Genomic DNA, 12,812 nt, shown 5'->3' on the forward strand with positions numbered 1-12,812 from the left:
CGCATGCGTGCTTGCGGGTCAGCCGCAAGCACGCCACACCTCCATCAAGCGAATCGTTTCCAATATGAAACTTTAAGCTTGAAATAAATTATCCTCGGCGCGATACTGCCCGCAGCGAGCGAAGAGGAGATCGCACACATGAAGGTTGCGGTTCTCGGCGGCGGACCAGCCGGCCTCTACTTTGCGATCTCAATGAAGCTGCGGGATGCCGCCCACGAGGTAACCGTGTTCGAGCGCAACCGCGCTGACGACACGTTCGGCTGGGGCGTCGTGCTGTCGGCCGAGACGCTCGAAAACCTGTCGAAGAACGATCCCGTCAGCGCCGTCTGGATCAAGAAGCATTTTGCCTATTGGGACGACATCGCCGTCATCCATGACGGCGTGCGCACGGTCTCGACCGGCCACGGTTTCTGCGGCATCGGCCGCAAGCGATTGCTCGTGTTGTTGCAGCGGCGAGCACGCGAACTCGGCGTCAAGCTGATGTTCGAGACCGACATCGCCGATCCCAAACCGTATATGGAGACGCATGATCTTGTCGTCGCTGCCGACGGGCTGAACTCCAGGGCGCGCAACACCTTCGTCGACGTGTTCAAGCCCGACATCGACACCCGCAAATGCAAGTTCGTCTGGCTGGGCACCAACCAGAAATTCGACGACGCCTTCACCTTCATCTTCGAGAAGACCGAGCATGGCTGGGTGTGGGCGCATGCCTACCAGTTCGACAGCGACACCGCGACCTTCATCGTCGAATGCAGCGAACAGACTTGGGCTGCCTTCGGCTTCGGCGCGATGTCGCAGCAGGAATCGATCGCCGTCTGCGAGCGTATCTTCGCCAAGCATCTTGGCGGCCACGCCCTGATGACGAATGCCAACCACATCCGTGGTTCGGCATGGATCAATTTCCCACGCGTGCTGTGCGAGCGCTGGTCCTACAAGAACCTGGCGCTGATGGGTGATGCAGCGGCATCGGCGCATTTCTCGATCGGCTCCGGTACCAAGCTGGCGCTGGAGAGTGCCGTGGCGCTGGCCGAGTATGTCGAGTCCGAGCCGGACCTCGACGCCGCGTTCCGCAAGTATGAGGATGCGCGCCGCACCGAAGTGCTGAAGCTGCAGTCGGCGGCGCGCAATTCGCTCGAATGGTTCGAGGAGGTGGAACGCTATCTCGGCCTCGATCCCGTGCAGTTCAACTATTCGCTTTTGACCCGCTCGCAGCGCATCAGCCACGAGAATCTACGGCTGCGCGATGCTGAATGGCTGGGCGGCGCGGAAGAATGGTTCCAGCGCCAGGCCGGAGCCGGCGGCAACAGCTTGCGCCGCGCGCCGATGTTCGCGCCGTTCAAGCTGCGCGACATGGCACTCAGCAACCGTGTCGTCGTCTCGCCGATGGCGCAGTACAAGGCCGTCGATGGCTGCCCGACAGATTGGCATTTCACCCATTATGCTGAGCGCGCCAAGGGTGGCGCCGGGCTCGTCTATATCGAGATGACCTGCGTCAGCCCCGAAGGGCGCATCACGCCGGGCTGTCCTGGCTTCTATGCGCCCGAACATGAGGCGGCGTGGAAGCGGCTGGTGGATTTCGTTCATACCGAGACCGAGGCAAAGATCTGCGCGCAGATCGGTCATTCCGGCGCCAAGGGCTCGACCCGGCTTGGCTGGGAGGGCACCGACGTGCCGCTGGCCTCCGGCAACTGGCCGATCATGTCGGCTTCGGCCGTGGCGTGGTCGCCACAGAACCAGGTGCCGAAGGCGATGGACCGCGCCGACATGGATTTGGTGCGCGAACAGTTCGTGGCTTCCGCCGAGATGGCCGATCGCTGCGGCTTCGACATGCTCGAAATCCATGCCGCGCATGGCTATCTCCTGTCGTCCTTCATCACGCCGGTCACCAACCGGCGCACGGACGAATATGGCGGCTCGCTCGAAAACCGCATGCGCTACCCGCTGGAAATCTTCCATGCCGTGCGTGCCGCATGGCCGACCGGCAAGCCGATCTCGATGCGCATCTCGGCCAATGACTGGGTCGGCATCGAAGGCGTGACGCCGGCCGACGCGGTCGAGATCGCACGGCTGCTGCATGAAGCCGGTGTCGACATCTGTGACGTCTCGGCGGGCCAGACATCGACGGCGGCAAAGCCCGTCTACGGCCGTATGTTCCAGACGCCGTTTTCCGACCGCATCCGCAACGAGGTTGGCATGGCGACGATGGCGGTCGGCAACATCTATGAGCCGGACCATGTCAACTCGATCCTGATGGCCGGCCGCGCCGACCTCGTGGCGCTGGCACGGCCGCATCTGGCCGATCCCTACTGGACGCTCCATGCGGCGGTGACACTCGGCGATCGTGGCGTCAAATGGCCCGATCCCTATCTACCGGGGCGCGACCAGCTCTACCGGCTGGCAGAGCGCGATGCGGCGGCGGGGCTGAAAGTATGAGTGCAACGCCAGCAGTCATGGGCCGGCACGCCCTTGTCACCGGCGGCGGCTCCGGCGTCGGCAGGGCAGTCGCCCTGGCGCTGGCGGGTGCCGGCGTTGACGTGACCATCTGCGGCCGCCGGGAAGCGGAACTCGCCAAGGTGGCTGATGAAAACGGCCGCATCTTCGGTATCGCCGCCGACGTCACTGACGAGACGGCAATGACGACCCTGTACCAGACGGCCGAAGCCGCGCGTGGCCCTATCGACATCGTCGTCGCCAATGCCGGCATGTCCGGCAGCGCACCGGCGCACAAGACAACTCTCAGCGACTGGCAGCGGACGCTCGACGTCAACCTCACCGGCTCGTTCCTGACGGTGAAGCCGGCGCTGGCCGGCATGGCCGCGCGCAAGACAGGCCGGATCATCTTCATTGCTTCCACCGCCGGCCTGAAGGGCTACGCCTACGTCGCACCCTATGTCGCGGCCAAGCATGGCGTCGTCGGCCTGATGCGGGCGCTGGCGGCCGAGACCGCCAAATCGGGCGTGACGGTCAATGCCGTATGCCCGGGCTTCGTCGAAACCGAGATGCTGGAGGACTCCATTCAGCGCATCATCGAAAAGACCGGCCGCTCGGCCGAGCAGGCACGGTCGAGCCTTGCCTCGACAAACCCGCAGGGACGCTTCATCCAGCCTGAGGAGGTTGCGGCGGCGGTGCTCTGGCTATGCGGCAATGCCGCCCAATCCATCACCGGACAGACGATCTCCATTTCGGGAGGAGAAACATGGTAGCCGGCCCTCTTCCCGCCCCGTCCGGCCCCGGCAAGGACCGCCTGCGGCTGTGGGTGCGCCTGTTGCGGGCGTCGCGAACCATCGAGTCCGAGCTGCGCGAGCGTCTCCGGCAGGAGTTCAACACGACGCTGCCGCGCTTCGATGTGATGGCGGCACTCTACCGCGCCCCCGAGGGCATGCTGATGAGCGACCTGTCGCGCTTCCTGCTGGTGTCCAACGGCAATGTCACGGGCATTGTCGACCGGCTGGTGTCTGAGGGACTTGTCGCCCGCGCGCGCCGCAACGGCGATCGCCGCACCTCAATGGTGCGGTTGACCGAGGAAGGGTCAAAGGCGTTCGACATCATCGCCGCCGCGCACGAAGGCTGGATCGGCGAACTGCTGGGCAATGTCAGCGAGGATGATGCACGCCGTCTGAGCGGCATGCTGAAATCCTTTCGAAGCAATTGGGAGGGCCGGGAATGACTAAGATGGCTGGTTTGAAGCCGAAGCATTTCCTTTGGCAGGTCGAGGGCAGGATCGCCAGGATCCGGCTCGACCGGCCAGAGCGCAAGAACCCGCTGACCTTCGAAAGCTACGCCGAACTGCGCGACACATTCCGCGATCTCGTCTATGCCGACGATGTCGACGCGGTGGTGTTCCTGCCCAATGGCGGCAATTTCTGCTCCGGCGGCGATGTCCACGACATCATCGGTCCACTGGTCAGGATGGAGATGAAGGAGCTGCTTGCCTTCACGCGCATGACCGGCGATTTCGTCAAGGCGATGCTGAATTGCGGCAAGCCGATCATCGCGGCGGTCGACGGCGTCGCGGTCGGCGCTGGCGCCATCATCGCCATGAGCTCCGATATCCGCATCGCCACGCCGGAGGCCAAGACCGCGTTCCTGTTCACGCGCGTCGGCCTTGCCGGCTGCGACATGGGCGCCTGCGCGATCCTGCCGCGCATCATCGGCCAGGGCCGCGCCGCCGAACTGCTCTACACCGGCCGCACGATGACCGCGGCGGAAGGCGAGCGCTGGGGTTTCTACAACCGGCTGGTCGATGCAGCGGCCCTTGAAGCAGATGCTCTCGACATGGCGGCGCGTATCGTCTCCGGCCCGACCTTCGCGCATGGCATCACCAAGACGCAGTTGAACCAGGAGTGGTCGATGGGTCTCGACCAGGCGATCGAGGCGGAAGCACAGGCGCAAGCCATCTGCATGCAGACCCGCGATTTCGAGCGGGCGTACAATGCCTTTGTCGCGAAGGAAAAGCCGGTGTTCGAGGGGAATTGAGGATGATCGGTTCAATGGAGACATCGGCGGGACAGCGCCCCCCTCTGTCCTGCCGGACATCTCCCCCACTTGGGGGGAGATTGGATGTGATCTCTGCTTTCGCCAATCGCCACCGCAGCAAAGAAAGCGCCGCAGGCGAAGGCGCCAATCTCCCCCCTCGTGGGGGAGATGTCCGGCAGGACAAAGGGGGGCGCCATAGAGGTCTCAATAGCGGAGGTGGAAGTGCCTGATCGTTCCTTCCTCAACTGGCCCTTCTTCGAAGACCGCCATCGCGAGTTGGCCGAACAACTCGACGCATGGTGCACGAAAAATCTGCCCGTCGATCACCATGATGTCGATGCCGCCTGCCGTGATCTGGTGGCAATGCTCGGCAATGACGGCTGGCTGAAGCCGACGGCTGTCGACACCGACAACCCCGGGCCGCTCGATGTGCGCACGCTGTGCATCACGCGTGAGACGCTGGCCCGGCATGACGGGCTGGCCGATTTCGCCTTCGCCATGCAGGGGCTCGGCACCGGTGCACTCAGCCTGTTTGGCACGCGTAGTCAGCAGGACTGGCTGGCGAGGACCCGCGCAGGCAGGGCGATCTCCGCCTTTGCATTGTCGGAACCGCGCTCCGGCTCGGATGTCGCCAACATGGAAATGACGGCCGTCGGTGACGGCGATGGTTATGTTCTCAATGGCGAGAAGACCTGGATTTCCAATGGCGGCATCGCCGATCTCTACATTGTCTTTGCCCGCACGGGCGAGGCGCCGGGCGCCAAGGGTCTTTCAGCCTTCATCGTACCGGCCGAGACGAAAGGCCTGACCATCGCCGAGCGGCTGGAAGTGATCGCGCCGCATCCGCTGGCGCGCCTCGCCTTCGACGGCGTCCGCGTTCCAGCTTCCGCGCTGATCGGCAAGCCGGGCGACGGTTTCCGCATCGCCATGTCGGTGCTCGACGTGTTCCGCTCGACCGTCGGCGCGGCAGCGCTCGGTTTTGCCCGCCGCGCTCTGGATGAAAGCATCAAGAGGGTGGCCGAGCGCAAACTGTTCGGCGCGCCGATGGCCGAGTTGCAGATGGTGCAGGGCCATATCGCCGACATGGCCCTCGATGTCGATGCCGCCGCGCTTCTGGTCTATCGCGCCGCCTGGACCAAGGACATGGGCGCTGCCCGCGTCACCCGCGAAGCGGCGATGGCCAAGCTGTTCGCCACCGACAAGGCGCAAGAGGTGATCGACAAGGCCGTGCAGATGCATGGCGGCGACGGCGTCCGCAAGGGCCATATCGTTGAAAGTCTGTACCGCGAGATCCGTGCGTTGCGCATCTATGAAGGAGCGTCGGATGTGCAGAAGGTGGTGATCGCCAGACAGGTCATGGGAGCGGCATGAGGCCTCTTCCGATGCCGGGAAATTTACAGGTCGGATTGTTTTCGAACGCAGACATTGCGAACCGAGTTTAGGGAATCGGGAGACTGGACATGCACACCATCCTGCAGCCGGAAGGCTGGGCCAAACCAGTCGGCTACGCCAACGGCGTCGCCGCGCGCGGGCAGCTTGTCTTCGTCGGCGGGCAGATCGGCTGGAACGGGCAATGCCAGTTCGAAACCGATGATTTTGTCGGCCAGGTGCGCCAGACGCTTGAGAATGTCGTTGCGGTTCTGGCCGAAGCCGGCGCCGGCCCGCAGCACATCACCTCGATGACCTGGTATTTTACCGACAAGGCCGAATATCTCGCCAACCTCAGAGGTCTCGGCGAGGCCTACCGCGCGGTCATCGGCCGGCACTATCCCGCCATGGCCGCCATGCAGGTGGTGTCGCTTGTCGAGGACCGGGCCAAGATCGAAATCCAGGCCACCGCCGTTATCCCGGAATAGCCAATCTCCGGAACAATCGCCCTCCTGGAATAATTTATTCGCGAAGCCCGACCTGCCGCAGCAGCGGCAGCACGCGGTCGCAGAAATAGGGCAGTTCCTGCGTGTAGTTCACGAAGGACAGCGCGATGCCCTGATAGCCCTGCCCGGCAATGGCAGCCATGTCGGCGGCGATCGTCTCCGGCGTACCGACCAGCGGATAGGTGCCGGCGCCGCCGGCAAAACGCTGCCGGTAGCGGTCATAGGCATGCGTGTCGTGCGACTGGGAGAACTCCTTCTTGCCCGCCATATGCGCGTCGACAGCGTCATGGTCCGCCATATCAACGGCGTATCTGTCATAATAGGCCTGCGCCTCTTCCATGGTCTCCCGGCAGACGACATGCGCCACCGTGTAGACACCGACATCGCGCCCATGCTTGTCGGCACGTTCTCTGATATCGATGACATGCTTGCCGGCATCGGCCATTTCCGAAAAGGTCGTGAACAGGTAGTCGCATTTGGCGGACGCGAAATCGCGACCCGGTCCGCCGAAGGCAGCGTTCATGGTCACCGGTCGCGGAACCTGCAGACTGGCCGGCCGGCTGACCGCTTCCTTGAGGCGATAATAGGTGCCTTCGTAGTCGAGTGGCTCGTCGGCGGCATAGAGTTTCTCAACGATCTCGATCCATTCCGCCGCCTGGTCGTAGCCCTTCTCGACCAGCGGCGTGCCGAACATGCCGAATTCCTTCGGGTTCCAGCCGCAGACAATATTGAGGCCGGCGCGCCCGTTGCTGATGTGGTCAACCGTCGCCAGCGACTTGGCGGCGTAAAGCGGATGCACCAGCGGCACATGCACCGTCATGAACAGGCCGATCCGATCGGTGGCGGCGGCAAGAGCGGCCGCCCAGGTGAAGGTCTCGAACGACCATTCCCGCACCTTGTTGCGGCCACCAAAACCGCGCCAGCGGGCGATCGGCAGCATGAACTCCAGGCCGGCGCGGTCGGCGATCTGCGCCGCCGTAAGATTGTCCCGCCAGGTTGCCGTCCAACGTTCCGGTACATCGGTGATGGCCAGCCCGCCATCGGCATTGGTCGAAAAGACGCCGAGCTTCAGTTTGTTCGGGCCTTGCAGGGGATGCGCTTTGATCATGTCTTGCACTCTCGACGGGAGACGGCAGGCTAGGGCCACGGCAAATTATTTCAAGCCTGAAATAGCTTCGCCTAGCCGCCGTTTGCGGTTATGGATTCAACCAGGATCAGAAAGGGATCGGCATGAGCGACTTCCGTCAGAAATGCACGGGCAAGAGCAACCTCGTCGGATCATTCGCCTCGATACCGCATCCTGTCGCGGTGGAGGTGGCGGCACAGTCGGGGCTCGATTTCCTCTGCATCGACTGGGAGCATGCCCAGATATCCAGGGACATGATCGAGAACATGGTCCGGGCGGCCGATGTCAACCGCGTCCCCGCCATGGTGCGCGTTCCCGGCCATGCGCCCGAAGCAATACAGGCGGCGCTGGACAGCGGCGCGCAGGGAGTTCTTGTTCCCCGCGTCTCGACGGCTGCCCAAGCCGCCATGGCGGTGAAAGCCTCGCGCTACCCGCCAATCGGTGAGCGAGGCGTGGGGCCTGGCCGGGCAGCAGCCTATGGCTATCGCATTCCCAGCTATCTGGCCGCCGCCAATGAAGCGGTCGTCGTCGCTGTCCAGGTCGAGACGGCTGACGGCCTTGCCAACATCGAGGCGATCGCCGCGGTCGACGGCGTCGACATGATCTTCGTCGGCCCCGGAGATCTTTCGGTGTCGATCGATGCGCTCGGGCCAGCCGGCGCCAGCAGACTTGCCGGGGCGATCCGCACGATCATTGGCGCGACGATCACGCACAACAAGACCGCCGGCATATTCTGCGCGAAGGCTGACGATGTCGGCCAATGGGCAGCAGCCGGCGCAAGCTTTTTCATACTGGCCAGCGATGCGATGTTCCTTGGGGCGGGCGCCGCTGCCGGCTGTATTGCAGCGCGCGCCGAGCTGGAGCGGGGCAAAGCCGGCTAAGCCTATCGGCCGGACAGGGGGCCGACAATTTTTTAAGCTTAAAACTTTTGCCTTGAAAAGTCCGGCACTTTGGATAAGCATTCCCTAACGATTGTGGCTCCCGTGCCGTAAGTGCTTGATGGTGGTCGCATCGTGCTGTTCCGGGTGCGATCAAGAGGTGCTTGTACTTGTCGTTCATGCCGCCCCAGTCAACGTCCATGGCGCGCTATGCCTTCGATGGCATCCGCGCGCAAATCCGTGACCTTCACACCGAAAACATCGCCAACCTTGCCGTACGCGCGCGTGAACTGGGCGACGTGATCGCGCTCTGGTACGGCGAAGGCGACATGGTGACGCCCGCCTTCATCCGCGACGCTGCCAAGGCGGCGTTCGATGACGGCCAGACCTTCTATGTCCCCAACATGCGGGGCCTCGGCCCGCTCAATGAAGCGCTGTCGGACTACCAGACGCGCTTGCACGGACGATCGATCCCCGTCGCGCGCACCACGGTGACACCGGGCGGCATGCAGGCGCTTTATCTGGCCCTGGAACTGCTCGTCGATGTCGGTACGAACGTCGTCTATGTCGCCCCGCAATGGCCCAACATCCACAATGCCATCCACCTGATCGGCGGCGAGCCGCGTCCGTTTTCGCTCGACTTCAAGGGCGACTGGCGGCTCGACCTCGACCGGCTGTTTGCGACCTGCGATGCGCGCACGCGGGCAATCTTCCTGTCAACGCCGTCCAACCCGACCGGCTGGACCGCGTCACGCCAGGAGATGCAAGCCCTGCTCGACTTCAGCAGGCGCACCGGTACCTGGATCATCTCCGACGAGGTCTATGGCCGGCTCTATTTCGACGGCGACGTTGCTCCCTCGATCCTGCAGATCGCCGAGGACGGCGACCGGGTGCTGTCGGTCAACAGTTTTTCCAAGGCCTGGGCGATGACCGGCTGGCGCATCGGCTGGCTGACGCACCCGTCCGGCGTGGCCGACCAGCTCGGCGCCATGACCCAGTATGTCAACAGCGGCACCGCCGCCCCGATCCAGGCCGGCGCCGTCGCGGCCATCCGCCAGGGCGAGCCGCTGGTCGAGGAGATCCGGCAGAGGATCAAGACCGGTCTCGACCTCGCCTATGACAGGCTTGGGCAGATTCCCGGCATCGTGCTGCCCACGAAACCGCGCGGCGGCATGTATGCGTTCTTCGCCATGGAAGGCGAAAGGGATGCACGGCAGGCCTGCGCGAAAATCCTGGAGACGGCACGGGTCGGGCTGGCGCCTGGCCATCTCTTCGGCAATTCTTCAGCAGCCTTCCTGCGCATGTGCGTTTGCCGGGATCGCGACCAGATCGCAACCGCGCTCGATCGCATGAGCGCGGCCATGAATTGACGCCCCGCCGGGAGCGAGGCGGCAAAAAACCGTGCGGGACCAACCCGCCCGATCAACAACCAGAGGGAACAAAAATGAACTTCACACGTCGTAACCTGCTTCTTCTCGCCGCCGCCATCGGCATCGCCGCCGGCCCCGCAACCGCCTATGCGGCGGACGTGCTGAACGTCGGCGCCTATCCGACCAACCCGCCCTTCGAGTTCAAGAACGAGAGCGGCACGTTCGAGGGTTTCGAGGTCGACATCGTCAACGAGGCCGCCAAGCGCATCGGCATGACCACGGACATCGCCGATCTCGGATTCCAGGCGCTGTTTGCCGCCACCACATCGAAGCGCATCGACGTCGCCATTTCGTCGATCACCATCACGCCGGAACGGCTGAAGTCGCAGTCGTTCACCCAGCCCTATTATGATTCCGACATGGGCATCGCGACCAAGTCCGACAGCCCGATCAAGGCCGAGGCCGACCTCAAGGGCAAGATCATCGGCGTGCTGTCCGGCTCGACCGGCGAAACCTGGGTCAAGGCGCACCAGGAAGCCGACGGGTTCAGCGACGTGAAGGGCTATGACACGCAGCAGAACCTGCTGCTCGACCTCAGCGCCGGCCGTGTCGATGCCGCGGTCAGCGACATTCCAGGCATGCAGTATGCCTTCACCAAGATGAAGGATCTGGTCGTCAAGGAGCGCATCAAGACCGGCGAGCAGTACGGCCTGATGATGACCAAGGACCACCCGCTGCTCGGCAAGCTGAACGACGCGCTGACCGCGATGAAGAAGGACGGCACGCTCGCCGCGATCCACAAGAAGTGGTTCGGCAACGACGCACCGGCCGATTCTTCGACCGCCAAGGAAATGCCGCTGCCGAAGGCCTGAGCGGCACTCCGTTAAAATCGTGCCGGTTTTCCATGCCGGCACGATTCCACGGCAGCGCCTCGCGTCCTTGTGAGCGCACAAATACGCCGTAGCCCTGGTTTTCGCGCATGATCCTCGCCGGCAACCGATTTCGGCTGGGATCATGCCCACATCTAGCGTCGCGGGACGCCAACGTTTCGGGAATGCTCCCATGTCGCTGCTGGACACCTTCTTCAACGCCGATGTCATCATGTCCAGCCTGCCGGCACTGCTGCGCGGCTTCCTGAACACGCTGCTGCTCGGGCTGCTCAGCATCGGCATCGGCATCCCCATCGGCCTGGTGATCAGCCTGTTGCGGCTCTATGCACCAAAGCCGTTTCGGATGCTGGCTGTCGGCTACATCGACATTTTTCGCGCCCTGCCGGTGCTGGTCGTGCTGATCCTGATCTACTATGCGCTGCCATTCCTCGGCATACGCCTGTCGTCCTGGGCGTCCGCGGTGACGGCGTTTGCCATCATCATGGCGGCCTATTCGGCCGAAGTGTTCCGCTCCGGCATCGAGAGCATCCCGCGCGGCCAGTTCGAGGCGGCGCAGGCGCTCGGCCTGCCGTTCCTGCTGACCTTGCGCAAGGTCGTGCTGCCGCAGGCCATCCGGCTGGTCATTCCGCCGATGACCAGCAACTGCGTTTCGATGTTCAAGGATACGTCGCTCGCCTCCACCGTGGCGCTGCCGGAGTTGCTGAAGGAGGCGACCAACGCGCAGTCGCTCTACGCCAACCCCTCGCCGCTGATCGGCGCGGCATTGGTCTATCTCATCTTCCTCTGGCCGATGGTCCGTCTGGTCAGCGTTCTCGAGCGCCGCTTCAAGACCGAAAAGACGCGCTGAGCTCAACAACCGATCCCATCTGCAAAAGCATTTCGCAGGAGACGACCTTGAACAATCCGCAATCCACCACAGCCGCCGGCGGCTTTCCCGTCGATACTATCCGCGCCATGTTTCCAGCGCTGCAACGGGCTGGCGACTTCATCTTCCTGGACAACGCCGCCGGTGCACAGATCCCGCAGAGCGTGCTCGACGCGGTGACCAACCATCTGGTTTCGCATAATGTGCAGCGTGGCGGCCGCTATGGCCGCAGCGTCACCGTCGACCAGTCCGTCGCCGATGCGCGGACAAGCGTAGCGTTGCTGATCAACGCCTACAGCCCGGCGGAAATCTGCTTCGGCATGAACGCCACCTCGTTCATCCGTCTCGTCAGCCTCGGGATCGGCCAGATGCTCGGGGAGCGCGACGAGATCGTCATCACCGACATGGACCATGACGCCAACATCGCGACGTGGCTGGCGCTGGAGTCCGCCGGCGCCAAGTTCAAATGGTGGCGCATGCGCGAGGACGGCAATCTGCATGTGGACGACCTTCGCCCGCTGGTCTCCGATCGCACCCGCCTCGTCGCCTGCACGGTGACGGCGCACTCGATCGGCTCGATCGTCGATGTCGCTTCCGTGGCCGAGATCGCGCATTCGGCCGGCGCCGAGGTGTTCCTCGACTGCGTCCACTACGGACCGCACGGGCTGATCGACGTGCAGGCCTGGGATTGCGACTATCTGGTCTGCTCCGGCTACAAGAATTTCTCACCGCATATGGGCTTCCTGTGGGGCCGCTTCGAAACGCTGAAGCGGCTTCCGACCTTCCGTGAAGACTTCATCCCTGACGAGCCGCCCTACAAGGTCGAGGCCGGCACTTTCATCTACGAGAACGTGTCGGGCATGGATGCCGCCGTGCAGTACCTGGAATTGATCGGCCGCAATCTTGCGCCGGCAAACAACCGCTCGCGCCGCGAAAACATCGTCGCCGGCATGGGCGCCATCCGCGACTATGAGCTGGTGCTGGCGCGCAAAATGCTCGCCGTGCTGAAGGATTGCAATGCCACGATCTACGGCGTCGCCGACGAAGCCCGCATCAATGAGCGCGTGCCGACCTTCTGCTTCAACATCGGCAAGCTGTCGCCGCAGAAGATCGTCGAGGAGATGGCGGACATGCAGATCGGCATCCGCGACGGCCATATGTACGCGCCGCGGCTGATGAAGCGCCTCAACCTCTCGATGGACAGCGGCGCCATTCGCGCCTCGCTGGTCCACTACAACACGGTCGAGGAGATCCATCGCTTCGGCGAAGCACTCCGCGCGATCATCGCCAAGCTGTCTTAGTCGACGAAGGCTGGCCTGACGGCTGCATCGAG

Annotated in this window: 12 protein-coding genes; 11 read left to right on the forward strand and 1 reads right to left on the reverse strand. The window is 63.6% G+C overall.

From position 1 onward, the window contains the following. Nucleotides 1–138: 138 nt before the first annotated feature. The 6 genes from ABVQ20_RS18455 (at nt 139) to ABVQ20_RS18480 (ending at nt 6,332) form a co-directional block, all read left to right on the forward strand. Nucleotides 139–2,433 (forward strand): bifunctional salicylyl-CoA 5-hydroxylase/oxidoreductase, encoded by a 2,295-nt coding sequence (locus ABVQ20_RS18455; protein ID WP_354460935.1) that lies wholly within the window; start codon nt 139–141, stop codon nt 2,431–2,433. After that, nucleotides 2,430–3,203: an SDR family NAD(P)-dependent oxidoreductase gene (locus ABVQ20_RS18460; RefSeq protein ID WP_354460936.1), complete on the forward strand. Its 774-nt coding sequence runs from the start codon at nt 2,430–2,432 to the stop codon at nt 3,201–3,203. The genes ABVQ20_RS18455 and ABVQ20_RS18460 overlap by 4 nt, the downstream gene beginning before the upstream one ends. After that, complete coding sequence (locus tag ABVQ20_RS18465; RefSeq protein ID WP_354460937.1) at nt 3,197–3,667, forward strand: MarR family winged helix-turn-helix transcriptional regulator; 471 nt, start codon at nt 3,197–3,199, stop codon at nt 3,665–3,667. Before ABVQ20_RS18460 ends, ABVQ20_RS18465 begins: the two co-directional genes overlap by 7 nt. Continuing rightward, nucleotides 3,664–4,476 (forward strand): enoyl-CoA hydratase family protein, encoded by an 813-nt coding sequence (locus tag ABVQ20_RS18470; RefSeq protein ID WP_354460938.1) that lies wholly within the window; start codon nt 3,664–3,666, stop codon nt 4,474–4,476. The genes ABVQ20_RS18465 and ABVQ20_RS18470 overlap by 4 nt, the downstream gene beginning before the upstream one ends. Before the next feature lie 222 nt (nt 4,477–4,698). Further along, a complete protein-coding gene (locus ABVQ20_RS18475; RefSeq protein WP_354460939.1) occupies nt 4,699–5,847 on the forward strand; it encodes an acyl-CoA dehydrogenase family protein in 1,149 nt (382 codons plus the stop codon). 89 nt (nt 5,848–5,936) lie between these two features. Continuing rightward, nucleotides 5,937–6,332, forward strand: coding sequence for a RidA family protein (locus ABVQ20_RS18480; RefSeq protein WP_227349200.1), 396 nt, complete (start codon nt 5,937–5,939; stop codon nt 6,330–6,332). 34 nt (nt 6,333–6,366) lie between these two features. On the opposite strand, the gene ABVQ20_RS18485 is transcribed toward ABVQ20_RS18480, so the two are convergent. Further along, nucleotides 6,367–7,458 carry an LLM class flavin-dependent oxidoreductase gene (locus ABVQ20_RS18485; RefSeq protein ID WP_354460940.1) on the reverse strand — a complete coding sequence of 364 codons (1,092 nt, stop codon included), beginning with the start codon at nt 7,456–7,458 and terminating at the stop codon, nt 6,367–6,369. A gap of 122 nt (nt 7,459–7,580) precedes the next feature. Here ABVQ20_RS18485 and ABVQ20_RS18490 point away from each other — a divergent pair, with 122 nt between their 5' ends. The 5 genes from ABVQ20_RS18490 to ABVQ20_RS18510 all read left to right on the forward strand — a co-directional run bounded on the left by ABVQ20_RS18490 (nt 7,581) and on the right by ABVQ20_RS18510 (nt 12,780). After that, nucleotides 7,581–8,357, forward strand: coding sequence for an HpcH/HpaI aldolase family protein (locus ABVQ20_RS18490; RefSeq protein WP_354460941.1), 777 nt, complete (start codon nt 7,581–7,583; stop codon nt 8,355–8,357). Between the two features lie 176 nt (nt 8,358–8,533). After that, nucleotides 8,534–9,724, forward strand: a complete 1,191-nt coding sequence (locus tag ABVQ20_RS18495; protein ID WP_354462208.1) for a pyridoxal phosphate-dependent aminotransferase — start codon at nt 8,534–8,536, stop codon at nt 9,722–9,724. A gap of 74 nt (nt 9,725–9,798) precedes the next feature. Next, nucleotides 9,799–10,596 (forward strand): ABC transporter substrate-binding protein, encoded by a 798-nt coding sequence (locus ABVQ20_RS18500; RefSeq protein ID WP_227349204.1) that lies wholly within the window; start codon nt 9,799–9,801, stop codon nt 10,594–10,596. A 190-nt stretch (nt 10,597–10,786) separates the two neighbouring features. Beyond that, nucleotides 10,787–11,461 (forward strand): amino acid ABC transporter permease, encoded by a 675-nt coding sequence (locus ABVQ20_RS18505; RefSeq protein ID WP_354460942.1) that lies wholly within the window; start codon nt 10,787–10,789, stop codon nt 11,459–11,461. 47 nt (nt 11,462–11,508) lie between these two features. Continuing rightward, entirely contained in the window at nt 11,509–12,780 is a 1,272-nt protein-coding gene (locus ABVQ20_RS18510) for a cysteine desulfurase-like protein (protein WP_354460943.1), read from the forward strand. The last annotated feature ends 32 nt before the right edge of the window (nt 12,781–12,812 follow it).

Origin of the sequence: Mesorhizobium shangrilense (assembly GCF_040537815.1) — a bacterium.
Lineage (GTDB): Bacteria > Pseudomonadota > Alphaproteobacteria > Rhizobiales > Rhizobiaceae > Mesorhizobium > Mesorhizobium shangrilense.

Coding starts and splice junctions, on each gene's coding strand:
- ABVQ20_RS18480 (WP_227349200.1), top strand. CDS start 5,937: ATGCACACCATCCTGCAGCCGGAAGGCTGGGCCAAACCAGTCGGCTAC.
- ABVQ20_RS18490 (WP_354460941.1), top strand. CDS start 7,581: ATGAGCGACTTCCGTCAGAAATGCACGGGCAAGAGCAACCTCGTCGGA.
- ABVQ20_RS18505 (WP_354460942.1), top strand. CDS start 10,787: ATGTCGCTGCTGGACACCTTCTTCAACGCCGATGTCATCATGTCCAGC.
- ABVQ20_RS18460 (WP_354460936.1), top strand. CDS start 2,430: ATGAGTGCAACGCCAGCAGTCATGGGCCGGCACGCCCTTGTCACCGGC.
- ABVQ20_RS18455 (WP_354460935.1), top strand. CDS start 139: ATGAAGGTTGCGGTTCTCGGCGGCGGACCAGCCGGCCTCTACTTTGCG.
- ABVQ20_RS18465 (WP_354460937.1), top strand. CDS start 3,197: ATGGTAGCCGGCCCTCTTCCCGCCCCGTCCGGCCCCGGCAAGGACCGC.
- ABVQ20_RS18485 (WP_354460940.1), bottom strand. CDS start 7,458: ATGATCAAAGCGCATCCCCTGCAAGGCCCGAACAAACTGAAGCTCGGC.
- ABVQ20_RS18500 (WP_227349204.1), top strand. CDS start 9,799: ATGAACTTCACACGTCGTAACCTGCTTCTTCTCGCCGCCGCCATCGGC.
- ABVQ20_RS18495 (WP_354462208.1), top strand. CDS start 8,534: ATGCCGCCCCAGTCAACGTCCATGGCGCGCTATGCCTTCGATGGCATC.
- ABVQ20_RS18470 (WP_354460938.1), top strand. CDS start 3,664: ATGACTAAGATGGCTGGTTTGAAGCCGAAGCATTTCCTTTGGCAGGTC.